This window comes from Ruegeria sp. AI3 (genome assembly GCF_056541245.1).
This window is the reverse complement of sequence record NZ_JBQFYA010000005.1, coordinates 13,476-27,775: the sequence shown is the minus strand read 5'-3', so window position 1 is coordinate 27,775 and position 14,300 is coordinate 13,476. Positions and strand designations below refer to the sequence as shown.

Below are 14,300 nucleotides of genomic sequence, written 5' to 3'. Positions count from 1 at the left end.
TTACTCCACCACTTTGGGGACTGCGAAAAAGCCTTCGCGGGCGTCGGGGGCGTTGGCCAGAACCTTGTCCTGCTGGTTTCCGTCGGTGACGACATCCTCACGACGTTTCAGGCGCATCGGCTCGACCGAGACCATCGGCTCGACGCCTTCGACATCCACTTCGTTCAGTTGCTCGATGAACCCAAGGATGGTGTTGAACTCGGACGCCAGCGCGGGCAGCGCGTCATCCTCGACCTTGATCCGGGCCAGTTTGGCCACCTTGGCGGCGGTGCTTTGGTCAATCGACATCGGAAAACCTCATATGCGTTAGGGGGCATTTACCCGTCCGGGGTCCGGGTCGCAAGAGCGCGATAAGGTCTGCCCTGGCATCATCTGACATGGCCTCTTTTCCATTTTGCATACCTCCCATGCAAAAAAGTAAACCGTTTAGTTCATTTTTACCCTTGAAAAACTGAACTGAACTGTTCATTTCTATTCCACGGCACAGCCAAAACCCGGAGTAAAGACATGAAACCCTTCCTGATTGCATTTGTATTGGCCACCACTGTTTTAGCGTCGCAGGCACAGGCTTTTGGCCCGACAATGAATACCCTGACACCTGATCTGACCTTCCCCACACCTGCCCCCGAGGTTGTCAGCCAGGATCAGGTCAAGACGAACAAGTGATAGACCCCCTGCCCCGGGTCGGGCGATTAATGCCCGGCCCGGTTGGCTACAATTGACTACTGCTCTTTTCGGCGCGACCCGCTACGGTAGGCCGAGTGATGCGCCGAACCGTAAGGTTGGTTCGGCAAGAACCAACGGAGCAGAAGATGAGCGCGCGCAAGCAAGCCGTTCTGGACGCGATTGATGCGGCCAACAGGCAAGACCCCAACATCGAAGACGGCCAACCGGTCGAGCTGATCTATGGCCAGCGCATGAGCGCCGAGATGGACAGGCTGTTCCCTGACGCCTCGGACATGTTGCAGATTGCCGCCCGTGGGCAGCATGTTGAACGCTGGAAGCTGGCGCGCAGTGAATATCCCGAAGGTCGTGCCGGATATCTGGCCTGGCGCAAGGCGCAGGGTGTCCATCACGCTGAGGTTGTCATGGGCCTGATGCAGCAGGCCGGATACGACGCGGATGACATCGACGCGACCGGTCGCATGCTACGCAAGCTAGGCATCAAGCGCGATGATGAGGTTCAGGCGCTTGAGGATGTCATCTGCTTTGTGTTCCTGAAATGGTATTTCGCGCCTTTCGCCGCAAAACACTCGGCCGAGAAGATTCAGAGCATTGTCGAAAAGACAGCCCGGAAGATGTCAGCCGAAGGCCGCGCGCGGGTTTTGAAGGAGTTCGATCTGCCCGACAACCTGGCTGCTGCGTTTCAGGACTGAGATGCGCGGATCATGTGCCTGCGATAGACCTCGATCATCCAGCCCAGCATGGTTGCGTTCAGGATGTGCCACATGAAATGCGTGCCCAGCGGGAGCTGCATACATAGTGGTTCATCCAACGCGCGGAAGGTGATCGAGGCGATCAGGATAAACGCACCAATCGCTAACCCTCGGGCCGTTTCCAGCGTGCGATTGCGCAGCAGAAACGCATAGATCAGAATCAGCAGCGGCACCGGAGCGTATGCGGCGGAGCCCCCTAACCCCGGAACCAGTTGAAACAGCGGCAGGGTCGCGGCGGCATAGGGAATGAAAAGCGCGGTCATCATCGCGGCGGGCAGAGGACGCATCCGCCAGACGTCCCGATTGATCGCAAAGATATAGATCAGAATATACAGAAGGATCGGCGCGACATCGGCCAACGCTGCCCAGACCTGCGCGTGGGTGTGAAACAGATAGCTGCCGATCCCGATCGCGGCGAGAATCACAACCAGCAGCATCGCCAGAGGCATCCCCTGCCCGCGCACCCTGCGCCACATGATGAAAGCCGCGATCAGAAACGCAGCGTTGGTCACCGCGTTGATCGGCTCGGCCCAATAGGCGGGGGTAAGGCGTTCGCAATACCCATCAATTTCCTGAAACCAATCCATGAACTTTTACATAACGGATGCTAGTGTGATGCCAATAGGCATCGCAGGAGGATTTCTCATGAACATCATTTGGTTGGGCCACGGAAGCTTTCGCATTGAAACCGAAGGTCAGGTGCTGCTGGTCGACCCTTGGCTGACCGGCAACCCGTCACTGCCCGAGGATCAGCATGATGCAGCCGTCGAAGGTGCCACGCATATCCTTCTGACCCACACGCATTTCGACCATGTCGTCGACATCCTGCCTTTGGCCAAACACCTGAAGGTGCCGGTGGTCGGTCAGTACGACCTCATGGGTTATTGGGCCGAGGCCGAAGGGATCGAGACCATCGGCTTCAACAAAGGCGGAACTGTCAATCTGAACGGCATCAAAGTCACGATGGTACCTGCCTCGCACAGCTCGACCTTTTCGACGCCGGACGGGCTGCGCACCGGTGGCAGTGAGGTCGGATTCATGATCGCAGCCGAGGGGCGCATGCTCTATGTCTCGGGCGACACCGATGTCATGGCGGATATGGATTGGATGGGGGACTACTACAAACCCGACATCGGCATTTTGTCGGCGGGCGGACATTTCACCATGGATATGAAAGCCACCGCCTATGCCGCCAAACGGTATTTCAATTTCAAAACGGTGATTCCCTGCCACTACAAAACCTTCCCCATACTTGAGCAATCCGCGCAGACACTGATCGACGGTCTGCCAGGTGTGGACGTGATCGAACCTGAAGTCATGAAAGCGATCTCTCTCTGATGCCTGCGTCAGATTTCAGCGCGCAGGAATACGCGGACCGTCTGAGCAAGACCCGCGCGGCGATGAACGCGCGCGGGATTGAGACTCTGCTGGTCACCGACCCATCCAACATGGCCTGGCTTACCGGGTATGACGGCTGGAGCTTCTACGTCCCGCAGATGGTGATCTTGCCTGCACAAGGGGCGCCTCTGTGGTGGGGGCGCACGCAGGACAAGGCCGGTGCCGCGCAGACCACGTGGCTGGACGCGGCGGATTTGCTGGATTGGCCGGAAGAACACGTTCAGCATCCCGACCACCATCCGGTTGACGCTCTGGTTCTTGCGCTGCGCGACCGGGACTGGACCCGAGGGCTGGGCGTCGAGATGGACAATTACTACTACTCCGCCGCCAGCCACCGCATTCTTGAGCGCGCCTTCGGTGAAATGATTGATGCCACGGGTCTGGTGAACTGGCAGCGTGCGGTCAAAAGCGACGCAGAGATCGACATGATGCGCAAGGCGGGCCAGTTGACAGCGCATATGCATGGGTTGCTGCGCGAGGCGTTTCGCGAAGGCCTGCCCAAGAACCAACTGGTCGCCCAAGTGCAGGCAGCAGGCATTGCGGGCCTGCCCGGTTTGGCGGGCGACTACCCGGCGATTGTGCCGATTGCACCCTCAGGGCGTGAAGCCTCGGCTTCGCATATCACCTGGAATGACCGGCCTTTGGCGCGCGGAGAGGCCACCTATTTCGAGATCTCCGGCTGCTATCGACGGTATCACTGCCCGGCCAGTCGCAGCCTGTTTCTGGGTGATCCACCGGATGACATCCGCCGGGCCGAAGCGGCGGTTCTGACGGCGATTGAGGCCACTCTGGCAGCCGCTCGTCCCGGCACCAAATGCGAGGAAATCGCCACCTGCGTCTATGACAGTTTCGCCCGCGCCGGATATGAAAAAGCCAACCGCACCGGCTATCCCATCGGCCTCAGCTACCCGCCCGACTGGGGAGAACGCACGATGAGTCTACGCCCCGGCGACACCACGGTACTGCAGGAAAACATGACGTTTCACTTGATGCCGGGACTGTGGACTCCGGACTGGGGGCTGGCGATAACCGAAAGCTTTGTGGTGACGCCGGAGGGCGGCCAACCTCTGGCCGATATCCCGCGTGAGATGGTGGTTAAACCCTAGTCACGTTGGCTCGCGAAAAAGCACCTGAGCAGGTCGGCCGCCTCCTCGGCGGCGATGCCATCGTAGACCTCCGGCTTGTGATGGGCCTGCGGGTGCGCAAAAACCCGTGCGCCATGGGCGACACCGCCTGATTTCGGGTCGGATGCCCCATAGTAGATGCGACGGATGCGTGCTGCGGCCAAAGCCGCCGCGCACATCGCGCAAGGCTCCAACGTCACATAGAGGTCATGACCGGGCAGCCTTTCTGAGCCTGCCTCGGCACAGGCGGCGCGCAGCGCCAGTATCTCGGCATGAGCGGTCGGATCGTTCAGCTCACGCGTCCGATTCCCGGCGGAGGATACGACCCGACCATCAGGCGCGACGATCACCGCTCCGACGGGAACCTCCCCCCGTTCAGCGGCCGCGCGGGCCTCGGCCAGTGCTTTGTCCATATGTGATTTGAACACCATGCCCCTGACTGCCTCAGAAACCTGCCTTTCGCAAGCGGGCGGGATGGGGTATGGCGCTGCCATGAGCAACACCCCTCCTCCCGGCGACCGGATCGCCAAAGTCCTGGCCCGTGCTGGCGTTGCCTCGCGGCGCGAGGCTGAACGCATGATCGAAGCTGGCCGCGTTAGTGTGAACGGCAAGGCTATCAAAAGCCCTGCCCTGAACGTGACCGGCAAAGACAAGATCACCGTCGACGGCAAACCGGTGTCGGAACCCGAACCTTCGCGGCTGTGGCTGTATCACAAGCCGACCGGGCTGGTGACCACGACCAAGGACGAAAAAGGCCGCGCGACGATCTTTGACGAACTGCCCGAAGACATGCCTCGGGTGATGTCTGTTGGCCGGTTGGACCTGAATTCCGAAGGGCTGCTGCTGCTGACCAATGATGGCGGCATCAAACGCAAGCTGGAGCTTCCCTCAACCGGTTGGCTGCGCAAATATCGCGTTCGGGTGAATGGACGACCCAAGGACGAAGATTTTGCGCCCCTGCGCAAAGGTCTTGTGATCGAGGGCGAGAGGTTTCAGCCCATGACCGTCTCGCTGGATCGTCAGCAGGGCGCGAATGCCTGGCTGACCATCGGACTGCGCGAAGGCAAAAACCGAGAGATCCGCCGCGCGATGGAAGATATCGGCTTTACCGTGAACCGCTTGCTACGCGTGTCTTACGGGCCGTTCCAACTGGGCGACCTGAAACCGGGTGAGGTTGAAGAGGTCCGCCGCCGCGTAATGCGCGATCAGCTGGGTCTGGATGGGGGTGAAAAACCCGAAGGAACGGCGAAACGCGCGACCCGACCGCAGCGCAAACGCCCTCCGATCGGCAAGAAACCCCGCAAGTGATGCGGGTTTGGCAACCTTCCCCCTAGCGCCAAGCCCTCGTATCCCCTAAATTTTCTGTGAGTGCTGCTATTTGGGGGGCTGAATGTCCGGGAGCGGAGTGCAAAAACTGGCCTATGCGGCCCTTCTGGTGCTGCTATTTGGCGTCTGCACCGGCCTGCTTGGGGGTCTGTAGCCATGGCCAAACGGTTCGGTGGCAAATACAGCCCTCAGGGTGAGGACTCGCCAGACAGCCCGCTGCCGCGCGGCCAGTTTGACAATGCCCGAGTCGAACCTGCAGGCGCGCGGGCAAACATCCTTTTCATCCCCGCGATCCCTCTGGTCTTTTTATCGCTGAATGATGGCGCGATTGGCATGACCATGGGCCTTGTTGCCGCCGGCCTGCTGACAGCCGCCGCGTTTTTGCTACGCGAAGGATTGCGGGCCGAGGCTGCCTATAACGCCCGCAAAACCGCGCGTCGCCCAGCCTTCCCTCGTAAGATCTTCGCAAGCGTTCTGACCGGGCTTGGGGCAGCGCTCGCGTCCTACCGGACCGAGTTTCTGGACGCTGAGACCGCGGCGCAAGCAAGCCTTGTAGCCCCGATCCTGTTCGGCGCCGCCGCCGCGACCCTGCATTCCGTGTCCTTCGGCTTGGATCCCATGAAAAACAAGGGCATGGAGGGCATCGACACGTTCCAGCAAGACCGTGTTGCGCGCGTCGTCGATGATGCCGAAAAGCATCTGGCCGAGATGACGGATGCGATCAAACGGGCCGGAGATCGACGGATCGAGGCACGTGTTGAACGATTTCAGGACACTGCCCGCGATCTGTTCCGTACGGTCGAAGAAGATCCACGTGATTTGGCGGGCGCACGGAAGTATCTGACCGTCTATCTGCAGGGCGCACGTGATGCGACGGTCAAGTTCGCGGATGTCTACGCCCGCACCCGCGATGGGCAGGCCTTGGCAGACTACTCCGCCCTATTGGATGATCTGGAACAAAATTTCGCCGCGCGTACGCGCAAAATGCTATTGGATGACCGTAGTGATTTAACGGTCGAAATCGACGTGCTGCGTGAAAGACTGCAGCGCGAAGGCGTCCGGCTGGACTGACCGGCCCTTCTTATTTGAGCGAGGAACTCCCCTATGTCCGACGAGATCAAGAACAAAGCGGTTGAGGCCGAAACACTGGTACAAGAGGTCACCGCGGTGGCCCTGCCCGAACCGCAGGCCGAGGTCGTCTCGCTTGAAGAGGCCGACGAACCCGTTAGCGCCGAGATCCGCAAGCGGATGGATGAGATCGACATGGGCAACACCAATTCGATCGTCGCCTTCGGCTCTTCCGCGCAGGCCGAATTGCAAGAGATCAGCCAAGCCATGCTTGCAGATGTGCGCAATAAGGATGTTGGCCCTGCAGGCGACAGCCTGCGCAACATCGTCACCACGATCCGGGGGTTCTCGGTCAGTGAGCTGGACGTGCGGCGCGAACGCAGCTGGTGGGAGAAACTGCTGGGCCGCGCGGCCCCATTCGCCAAATTTACAGCCCAATACGAAGAAGTTCAGGGCCAGATCGACCGCATCACCAACGATTTGCTGTCTCATGAACATACGCTGCTGAAAGATATCAAATCGCTGGACCTGCTCTATGAAAAAACGCTGGGGTTCTATGATGAATTGGCGCTTTACATCGCTGCGGGCGAGGAAAAGCTGACCGAGCTGGATAGCCACGACATCCCCGAGAAAGAGGCCGAGGTTCAGGCAGCGCCTGAAGACCAGCAGGTCATGAAAGCGCAGGAGCTTCGCGATATGCGCGCCGCACGCGACGATCTGGAACGCCGGGTGCATGACCTGAAACTGACGCGGCAGGTGACGATGCAATCGCTGCCCTCAATCCGGTTGGTTCAGGAAAACGACAAATCTCTGGTGACGAAGATCAACTCAACCTTGGTTAACACGGTACCGCTGTGGGAAACCCAGCTGGCACAAGCCGTCACGATCCAGCGCAGCGCCGAAGCCGCCGCCGCCGTGCGCGACGCCAATGATCTGACCAACGAGTTGCTGACCTCGAACGCGGCCAACCTGCGCGAGTCGAATAAGATGATCCGCGAAGAGATGGAGCGTGGCGTGTTCGACATCGAAGCCGTCAAACAGGCCAACGCTGATCTGATCGGCACGATCAATGAAAGCCTGGCGATCGCGGACGAAGGCAAAGCTAAACGCGCAGCCGCCGAGCAAGAGCTTCAGAAGATGGAGGCCGAATTGCGCGACACGCTGGCCGCCGCCAAGGCACGGCGTGACGGGACCGGCGACAATGCCGGAACGGCTGTTCCGGGATAAGGTGGGCTGGGCGTGCGGCCACTAACCTGTCTCAAAACGGGCGTTGGTGTTCTGAGCCTGCTGGCGCTTGCGGGGTGCGAAGAGGCGCTGACCTCTTCGGTCGTTCCTCAGGTGCGGCCTTCAGCTCCGCCGACTGCGGCGAACGCCTATGTGCCGCCATCCGCGGCCAGTCAGGACCTCGCGCGGTTCTATCAGCGGATCGAGCGGGACCTGCTGACTCGCGGCCTACTGCGTACCGATGGCGGCGGACCAGACACCCCTTATGACGCCGACGACCTGAGCCGGAACTTTGAGGCCATCGCTTTTTACAGCGAATATCCTGATCACACCGTCTCGCTCGGGTCGCGGCAAACGGATGGGCAACTCAGCCGCTGGTCAGGACCTGTTCGTATCCAGACCGAGTTCGGACCCTCGGTCCTGCCCGCGACCCGCACCAGTGACGCGGATCAGGTTCAATCTTATGCTGCGCGGCTGGCCAAACTGACTGGCCACCCGATCTCGACCGTCAGTCGCAAAGCCAATTTCCACGTGTTTTTCGCCGGCAAGGATGACAGCGCCTATGTTGTCACGCGCCTCAAGGAACTGGTGCCCAACATCAGTCAAGCCTCTCTTGATTTAGTCGCCAACCCGCGCGCGAGTTTCGACTGTTTTGTGTTTGCTTCGGCAACCCGCAACGATCCGAACAAATACGTGCGCGCGGTGACACTGATCCGCTCGGAACTGCCCGATCTGGTGCGGCGCAGCTGCATTCACGAAGAGATTGCACAAGGGTTGGGCCTGTCCAATGACAGCCCCGCCGCGCGGCCTTCGATATTCAACGATGATGACGAGTTTGCTTTGCTGACAAGTCATGATGAAAAACTACTAACAATGCTCTATGATCCGCGTCTTTCGCTCGGAGTGACGGTCGATCAGGCCCGCCCCGTGGTGCGGATCATTGCACGCGAATTGATGGGGCAGCCGCTTTGACCCCAAGGACAGGAGAACCCAAATGGGAATTTTCGATTTTCTGACCGGAGAGTTTATCGACGTCATTCATTGGGTCGATGACACCCGAGACACCATGGTCTGGCGGTTCGAACGCGAAGGGCACGAGATCAAGTATGGTGCAAAGCTGACCGTTCGCGAAGGTCAGGCGGCGGTGTTTGTGCATGAAGGACAGCTGGCGGATGTGTTCACGCCGGGTCTTTATATGCTTGAGACCAATAACATGCCGATCCTGACAACCCTGCAGCATTGGGATCACGGCTTTCAATCTCCGTTCAAGTCTGAGATCTATTTCGTTAACACGACGCGGTTCAATGATCTGAAATGGGGCACCAAGAACCCGATCATGCTGCGCGACCCGGAATTCGGACCGACCCGCATTCGGGCCTATGGCACCTATACGGTACGGGTGAAAGACCCGGCAAAATTTCTGGTCGAGATCGTCGGAACCGATGGTGAGTTTACAATGGACGAGATCAGCTTTCAGGTCCGCAACATCATCGTGCAAGAGTTCAGCCGCGTGATCGCCGGATCCGGTATTCCGGTTCTCGACATGGCGGCGAATACGGCCGATCTGGGCAAACTGATCGCAGCCGAAGTCTCGCCCGTGTTGGAAGGCTATGGGCTGGAGATGCCTGAGTTCTACATCGAAAACATCTCGCTTCCGCCTGCGGTAGAGGCCGCGTTGGACAAGCGCACCTCTATGGGACTGGCGGGTGATCTGGGCAAGTTCACCCAGTATTCCGCCGCCGAGGCGATGACGGCAGCAGCCAACAACCCCGGTCAGGGCGGCGGCATGGGTGCCGGTCTTGGCATGGGAATGGGCATGGCGATGGCCAATCAGATGGCGAACATGACAGCGGGCCAACCGAGCGGCCCGTGGGGATCGCCCGCCCCCGCTGCCCCGCAAACATCCGCGCATGCGGCCCCGCCGCCTCCTCCGCCCGTTGAGCATGTATGGCATATCGCGGTGGACGGACAGACCAGCGGGCCGTTCTCGAAGGCCAAGATGGGGCGTATGGCTTCGGACGGGGAACTGACACGTGAGACACATGTTTGGACTGCAGGTCAGGACGGCTGGAAAAAAGCGGGTGAGGTGCAGGAATTGGCGCAGCTATTCACGATCCTGCCTCCGCCCCCGCCGGGTGCCTAAGCGGTAGCAGGCGGACGGATGACTGAAGAACACCGCTTTCCCTGCGACCAATGTGGTGCGGACTACCGGTTCAATCCCGGCGATGGCACATTGACCTGTGACCATTGCGGCCACTCCGAACCCATTGGCTCAGGCCCATGGGGCGGCGCAAGCCTGCGCGAGCTGGATTTTGACGCCGCCATCGCCGACCGTCTGCCCGACAGCGAGATTGAGGAAACACGGGTTCTGTCCTGTCCGAACTGTGCCGCTCAGGTCGAGTTCGACCCGAATACCCACGCAGCGGAATGTCCGTTCTGTGCCACTCCTGTGGTGACGGATACAGGCGTCAACAGGCATATCAAACCCAAAGGCGTCCTGCCTTTTGCGCTGGATGAACGGTCCGCCCATAAGGCGATGGGGGATTGGCTGGGTCGGCTTTGGTTCGCGCCGAACGGGCTGAAGGACTATGCTCGCAAGGGGCGAAAAATGCAGGGCATATATGTGCCCTACTGGACCTTCGACGCGGACACCAAATCCAGTTATCGCGGCGAACGCGGCACCGTCTACTACGAAACGCGCACCGTCATGCGCGACGGGAAGCGGGTGCAACAACAGGTGGCCAAAGTGCGCTGGAGCCCGAAATCCGGTCGTGTCGCTCGGTTCTTTGATGACGTTCTGGTGTTGGCGTCACGCTCTCTGCCCAAGAAATATACAGACGCGTTGGAGCCCTGGGATCTGCCCGCACTTGAACCCTACCAGCCGCAATACCTAGCGGGGTTCCGGGCCGAGGCTTATTCGGTCGAGTTGCCCGATGGGTATTCCGAGGCGCGGGCACATATGGCGCGCGTGATCGAGCGTGACGTGCGCTTTGACATCGGTGGCGACCGGCAGCGTATTCACGCGGTGGACACGGATGTACGCGATGTGACGTTCAAGCATATCCTGCTGCCCATCTGGATGGCTGCCTATAAGTATCGCGGGCAAACCTATCGGTTTGTGGTCAACGGGCGCACTGGCCGGGTGCAGGGGGAACGACCGTGGTCTGCGATCAAGATAACCATTGCGGTGGTCCTAGGCCTGCTGGTGGCGGCAGGCGTGGGGTACGTGATGGCGACGTCGCAGGGGTGAGCCCAGCAAAATCACACAGGCAGACGTTTTCCCGACTACGCGCAAGACACTGGATGACAAGTGGGCCTCCGGCGGCTAAACCGACTGCTGAACGCATGCGATTTGGGGAGAGCGATGCGCGCAGTCTTACAACGGATCTCTAGAGCGTCAGTCTCGGTGGATGGCGCTGTTGTCGGCCAATCGGGACCGGGACTGATGATTCTTGTATGCGCGATGCAGGGCGACAGCGAGGAGAACGCCTCAAAACTGGCTGCGAAAATCTCCAAGCAGCGAATCTTCAAGGATGACGCCGGCAAAATGAACCGGTCTGTTGTGGACATTGGCGGCTCGGCTCTCGTTGTCAGCCAGTTCACTCTTGCTGCGGATACGGCCAGCGGTAACCGGCCCGGATTTTCGCAGGCCGCTGCGCCGGATATCGGAAAACACCTTTATGAAACCTTTGCCAAGAACCTCGCCGCGTGCGGAATCGCGGTTGAGACAGGGCAATTTGGGGCCGACATGGCCGTTGAGCTGGTCAATGATGGGCCAGTGACAATCTGGATGGAGAATTGATGACCCGCGCTGAACAGGCAATCGCACTCTGGCAAGCCGGAGTCGCGGCGGTAGACGGATACACGGCAACCCGAAAAGCACTATCCGATGTTGCAAAACCGGATCGAATATTGGCCGTGGGCAAACCTGCGGCGGCGATGGCCCGAGCGGCATTGGATCATTTCGGAGACATCCCAACGCTGGTGGTCACCAAGGACGATCATGGGCGCGACCTGCCGGAGGGCGTCGAGGTGATCGAGGCCTCACATCCCGTCCCGGACAGCCGCAGCCTTGCAGGCGGCAGGGCACTGCGCCTAGCGGTCGAGGCAATGCCGCCCGAGGCGCATTTGCTGCTGTTGGTGTCGGGCGGCGCGTCCTCGCTGGCCGAAGACTTGATAGGTGGCAAAACGCTTGAGGATCTGGAGGCGTTGAACAAAAAGCTACTGTCCGAGGGACTTGATATCGGGGCGATGAATGCGGAACGACGCAAGATCTCAAAGGTCAAAGGCGGAGGATTGCTGTCCCGGCTCAAAGGCAGACAGGTCACGGTTCTAGCGATCTCGGACGTGCCGGGGGATGACCTGAACGTTATCGGCTCGGGCATCGGCGCTCTGCCTGAACAGGTCTCCTACGAGGCCGAAGCGCAAATCATTGCCTCGAACGCCCATGCTCGTGCGGCTGCTGCCGAAGCGGCCGAGGATGAGGGTCTGTCGGTGCTGGCCAATGAAGAGGCCTTGCATGACGATTATCAGGCCGTCGCCACCGCAATCGGTGAGAAGCTAAGGCAGATGGGATCAGGCGTCATGGTTTTCGGCGGCGAGCCGACTGTTGTGCTGCCCCCAAACCCCGGACAGGGTGGGCGCAATCAGGCACTGGCACTGGCACTGGCGCACGAGATTTCCGGCCTTGAAGATATCACGGTCGTGGTCGGAGGAACCGACGGAACAGATGGCCCAACCAACGCAGCGGGCGGGGTCGTTTCTGGTGCCACATGGGCCGAAGGCGCAGATGAAGCGCTCGCCGCCGCCGATAGTGGAGCCTTCCTGGAAAACGCAGGCGCTTTGCTGGTGACTGGGCCGACAGGAACCAATGTCATGGACCTGATTGTCGCAATTCGGGATTAGAATGACGCATTCTCCCGATACCGACCAAGGCAACCAATAGATCATTTTCGTCATAGCGGAGGACGCGAAGACACGGCGCTATGACGGCTTTGATAAACACGGTATTGTCAGGCAAGGCACATTTGCGACACGGAATTCCACTTGCCCGACCCGCTGAAATGCGTCAACGTTGACTCACGCGTCAATAAAAAGCCCGAAAACGGGCGAACACAATCAACTGGGAGCTTCTGAATGAACGAACAACTCACTCACATGTCCAAACAGGTGACGGCAGGCAAACTGACCCGTCGCGAGTTCATGGGCAAAGCCGCCGCTCTTGGCGTTTCGGCAGCCGTGGCTAGTACGATGTTTGCCGACGCGGCCCGTGCAGCCGGCCCGAAAAAGGGTGGCGATCTGAAATTTGGCCTGCAGGGCGGCGAATCGACCAACTCGCTTGACCCGGCGACCTATGCAAGCTCGGTTCCGTTCCAGAACGGCAAACAATTTGGCGACCAACTGGTCGAAGTTGCACCCGACGGCACGATCGAACCACGCCTTGCCGAAAGCGTCGAAGGCAGTGCGGATGCCAAGGTCTGGACCTTCAAGCTGCGTCAGGGGGTCGAGTTCCACAACGGCAAGACCATGACCAGCGAAGACGTGCTGAAAACGATGCAGCGCCACTCGAACGAAGACTCCAAGTCCGGTGCATTGGGCATCATGAAGGGCATCGAGTCGATGAAGGCCGATGGCGACAACTTCCAGGTCACCCTGTCCGAGCCCAACGCCGACCTGCCCTATCTGATGGCCGATTATCACCTGATCATTCAGCCGGATGGCGGTATGGAGAACCCGGCAGCCGGTATCGGCACAGGTCCCTACAAGCTGGAAGTTGATGAGCCCGGCGTCCGCCACCTGTTCACCAAGAACGAAAACCACTGGAACAGCGATTTCGGCAACTTCGACAGCGTCGAAGTGGTCGTCATCAACGACGCAACTGCCCGGACAGCTGCGCTGCAATCGGGTCAGGTTCACGCCGTGAACCGCGTTGAGCCCAAAGTTGCCGACCTGCTGGGCCGCGCACCCAACCTGACTGTTCATTCGACTGCTGGTCGTGGCCACTATGTGTTCATCATGCATTGTGACACGGCTCCGTTCGACAACAACGAACTGCGCACGGCTCTGAAATACGCAATTAACCGCGCGGATCTGGTGGACAAAGTTCTGCGTGGCTATGGCTCGATCGGGAACGACATGCCGATCAACGCGGCCTACCCCCTGTTCGATGAGACAATCGAACAGCGCGAGTTCAGCGTTGAAAAAGCGGCCGAGCACTACAAGAAATCCGGCCACGATGGATCGCCCATCATTCTGCGGGTTGCAGATGGCGCCTTCCCCGGTGCTGTGGATGCGGCGGCGCTGTTCCAGCAAACCGCTGCTCAGGCAGGTATCCCGCTGGAAATCAAACGCGAACCCAATGATGGCTACTGGTCCGAAGTGTGGAACGTTCAGCCGTTCTGTGCCTCCTACTGGGGTGGTCGCCCGGTCCAGGACCAGATGTACTCGACCGCGTATCTGTCGAGCGCGGACTGGAACGACACGCGCTTCAAGGTTCAGGCCTTTGACGACATGCTGTTCGCAGCGCGCGCCGAACTGGACCCCGAAAAACGCAAGGGTATCTACAGCCAGATGGGCCAGATGGTCCGCAACGAAGGCGGCCTTATTTGCCCGATGTTCAACGACTTTGTCGAAGGCATCAGCAACCAGCTGGACGGTTGGGAATCTGATCCGACGCAAGAGATGATGAACGGCAACATCTCACGCAAGATGTGGTTCGTGTAAT

The 14,300-nt window shown here is 59.6% G+C and carries 16 protein-coding genes; 13 read left to right on the top strand and 3 right to left on the bottom strand.

The features are described 5' to 3' along the window. Window positions 1-288 carry an Asp-tRNA(Asn)/Glu-tRNA(Gln) amidotransferase subunit GatC gene (gene gatC / locus ACRZ95_RS09425; RefSeq protein ID WP_170325838.1) on the bottom strand — a complete coding sequence of 96 codons (288 nt, stop codon included), beginning with the start codon at window positions 286-288 and terminating at the stop codon, window positions 1-3. A gap of 219 nt (window positions 289-507) precedes the next feature. Here gatC and ACRZ95_RS09420 point away from each other — a divergent pair, with 219 nt between their 5' ends. Together ACRZ95_RS09420 and ACRZ95_RS09415 are read left to right on the top strand one after the other, a co-directional pair. After that, window positions 508-666, top strand: coding sequence for a hypothetical protein (locus ACRZ95_RS09420; RefSeq protein WP_170374839.1), 159 nt, complete (start codon window positions 508-510; stop codon window positions 664-666). A 146-nt stretch (window positions 667-812) separates the two neighbouring features. After that, on the top strand, window positions 813-1,376 hold the full coding sequence (locus ACRZ95_RS09415) for a DUF4202 domain-containing protein (protein WP_170678298.1): 564 nt from the start codon (window positions 813-815) through the stop codon (window positions 1,374-1,376). Here the strand turns inward: ACRZ95_RS09415 and ACRZ95_RS09410 are convergent. Next, on the bottom strand, window positions 1,367-2,023 hold the full coding sequence (locus tag ACRZ95_RS09410) for a ceramidase domain-containing protein (RefSeq protein WP_170678297.1): 657 nt from the start codon (window positions 2,021-2,023) through the stop codon (window positions 1,367-1,369). The genes ACRZ95_RS09415 and ACRZ95_RS09410 overlap by 10 nt on opposite strands. Before the next feature lie 58 nt (window positions 2,024-2,081). Between ACRZ95_RS09410 and ACRZ95_RS09405 the strand changes: the two genes are divergently transcribed. Then, window positions 2,082-2,774 (top strand): metal-dependent hydrolase, encoded by a 693-nt coding sequence (locus tag ACRZ95_RS09405; RefSeq protein ID WP_170678296.1) that lies wholly within the window; start codon window positions 2,082-2,084, stop codon window positions 2,772-2,774. Then, the gene (locus tag ACRZ95_RS09400; RefSeq protein WP_170678295.1) at window positions 2,774-3,940 is read left to right on the top strand and encodes a M24 family metallopeptidase; all 1,167 of its coding nucleotides are present in this window, start codon (window positions 2,774-2,776) and stop codon (window positions 3,938-3,940) included. Before ACRZ95_RS09405 ends, ACRZ95_RS09400 begins: the two co-directional genes overlap by 1 nt. Here the strand turns inward: ACRZ95_RS09400 and ACRZ95_RS09395 are convergent. Next, entirely contained in the window at window positions 3,937-4,389 is a 453-nt protein-coding gene (locus tag ACRZ95_RS09395; protein ID WP_170554025.1) for a nucleoside deaminase, read from the bottom strand. The two genes, ACRZ95_RS09400 and ACRZ95_RS09395, sit on opposite strands and share 4 nt — an antisense overlap. 61 nt (window positions 4,390-4,450) lie before the next feature. On the opposite strand from ACRZ95_RS09395, the gene ACRZ95_RS09390 reads away from it, so the two are divergent. From ACRZ95_RS09390 to ACRZ95_RS09350, 9 genes are all read left to right on the top strand, one after another. Further along, window positions 4,451-5,266 (top strand): pseudouridine synthase, encoded by an 816-nt coding sequence (locus ACRZ95_RS09390; protein WP_480554859.1) that lies wholly within the window; start codon window positions 4,451-4,453, stop codon window positions 5,264-5,266. A 174-nt stretch (window positions 5,267-5,440) separates the two neighbouring features. Beyond that, a complete protein-coding gene (locus ACRZ95_RS09385; RefSeq protein ID WP_170678291.1) occupies window positions 5,441-6,355 on the top strand; it encodes a 5-bromo-4-chloroindolyl phosphate hydrolysis family protein in 915 nt (304 codons plus the stop codon). A 33-nt stretch (window positions 6,356-6,388) separates the two neighbouring features. Next, window positions 6,389-7,579 carry a toxic anion resistance protein gene (locus tag ACRZ95_RS09380; protein WP_170678289.1) on the top strand — a complete coding sequence of 397 codons (1,191 nt, stop codon included), beginning with the start codon at window positions 6,389-6,391 and terminating at the stop codon, window positions 7,577-7,579. A gap of 12 nt (window positions 7,580-7,591) precedes the next feature. After that, window positions 7,592-8,548, top strand: coding sequence for a DUF2927 domain-containing protein (locus ACRZ95_RS09375; RefSeq protein ID WP_170678287.1), 957 nt, complete (start codon window positions 7,592-7,594; stop codon window positions 8,546-8,548). Window positions 8,549-8,570: 22 nt separating this feature from the next. Then, window positions 8,571-9,719: an SPFH domain-containing protein gene (locus ACRZ95_RS09370; protein ID WP_170492130.1), complete on the top strand. Its 1,149-nt coding sequence runs from the start codon at window positions 8,571-8,573 to the stop codon at window positions 9,717-9,719. An 18-nt stretch (window positions 9,720-9,737) separates the two neighbouring features. Further along, window positions 9,738-10,826 carry a TFIIB-type zinc finger domain-containing protein gene (locus ACRZ95_RS09365; protein WP_170662124.1) on the top strand — a complete coding sequence of 363 codons (1,089 nt, stop codon included), beginning with the start codon at window positions 9,738-9,740 and terminating at the stop codon, window positions 10,824-10,826. 114 nt (window positions 10,827-10,940) lie between these two features. Continuing rightward, the gene (dtd, locus tag ACRZ95_RS09360) at window positions 10,941-11,378 is read left to right on the top strand and encodes a D-aminoacyl-tRNA deacylase (protein ID WP_170468163.1); all 438 of its coding nucleotides are present in this window, start codon (window positions 10,941-10,943) and stop codon (window positions 11,376-11,378) included. Continuing rightward, complete coding sequence (locus tag ACRZ95_RS09355) at window positions 11,378-12,481, top strand: DUF4147 domain-containing protein (RefSeq protein WP_170678285.1); 1,104 nt, start codon at window positions 11,378-11,380, stop codon at window positions 12,479-12,481. Before dtd ends, ACRZ95_RS09355 begins: the two co-directional genes overlap by 1 nt. A 231-nt stretch (window positions 12,482-12,712) precedes the next feature. Next, window positions 12,713-14,299 (top strand): ABC transporter substrate-binding protein, encoded by a 1,587-nt coding sequence (locus ACRZ95_RS09350; RefSeq protein WP_170678283.1) that lies wholly within the window; start codon window positions 12,713-12,715, stop codon window positions 14,297-14,299. Window position 14,300 lies beyond the last annotated feature (1 nt).

Bases quoted from the DNA above. Each gene is read 5' to 3' on its own strand.
- ACRZ95_RS09395 (WP_170554025.1), bottom strand. From the start codon at position 4,389: ATGGTGTTCAAATCACATATGGACAAAGCACTGGCCGAGGCCCGCGCG.
- ACRZ95_RS09355 (WP_170678285.1), top strand. From the start codon at position 11,378: ATGACCCGCGCTGAACAGGCAATCGCACTCTGGCAAGCCGGAGTCGCG.
- ACRZ95_RS09405 (WP_170678296.1), top strand. From the start codon at position 2,082: ATGAACATCATTTGGTTGGGCCACGGAAGCTTTCGCATTGAAACCGAA.
- dtd (WP_170468163.1), top strand. From the start codon at position 10,941: ATGCGCGCAGTCTTACAACGGATCTCTAGAGCGTCAGTCTCGGTGGAT.
- ACRZ95_RS09365 (WP_170662124.1), top strand. From the start codon at position 9,738: ATGACTGAAGAACACCGCTTTCCCTGCGACCAATGTGGTGCGGACTAC.
- ACRZ95_RS09415 (WP_170678298.1), top strand. From the start codon at position 813: ATGAGCGCGCGCAAGCAAGCCGTTCTGGACGCGATTGATGCGGCCAAC.
- ACRZ95_RS09390 (WP_480554859.1), top strand. From the start codon at position 4,451: ATGAGCAACACCCCTCCTCCCGGCGACCGGATCGCCAAAGTCCTGGCC.
- ACRZ95_RS09370 (WP_170492130.1), top strand. From the start codon at position 8,571: ATGGGAATTTTCGATTTTCTGACCGGAGAGTTTATCGACGTCATTCAT.
- gatC (WP_170325838.1), bottom strand. From the start codon at position 288: ATGTCGATTGACCAAAGCACCGCCGCCAAGGTGGCCAAACTGGCCCGG.
- ACRZ95_RS09385 (WP_170678291.1), top strand. From the start codon at position 5,441: ATGGCCAAACGGTTCGGTGGCAAATACAGCCCTCAGGGTGAGGACTCG.
- ACRZ95_RS09410 (WP_170678297.1), bottom strand. From the start codon at position 2,023: ATGGATTGGTTTCAGGAAATTGATGGGTATTGCGAACGCCTTACCCCC.
- ACRZ95_RS09420 (WP_170374839.1), top strand. From the start codon at position 508: ATGAAACCCTTCCTGATTGCATTTGTATTGGCCACCACTGTTTTAGCG.
- ACRZ95_RS09380 (WP_170678289.1), top strand. From the start codon at position 6,389: ATGTCCGACGAGATCAAGAACAAAGCGGTTGAGGCCGAAACACTGGTA.
- ACRZ95_RS09350 (WP_170678283.1), top strand. From the start codon at position 12,713: ATGAACGAACAACTCACTCACATGTCCAAACAGGTGACGGCAGGCAAA.
- ACRZ95_RS09400 (WP_170678295.1), top strand. From the start codon at position 2,774: ATGCCTGCGTCAGATTTCAGCGCGCAGGAATACGCGGACCGTCTGAGC.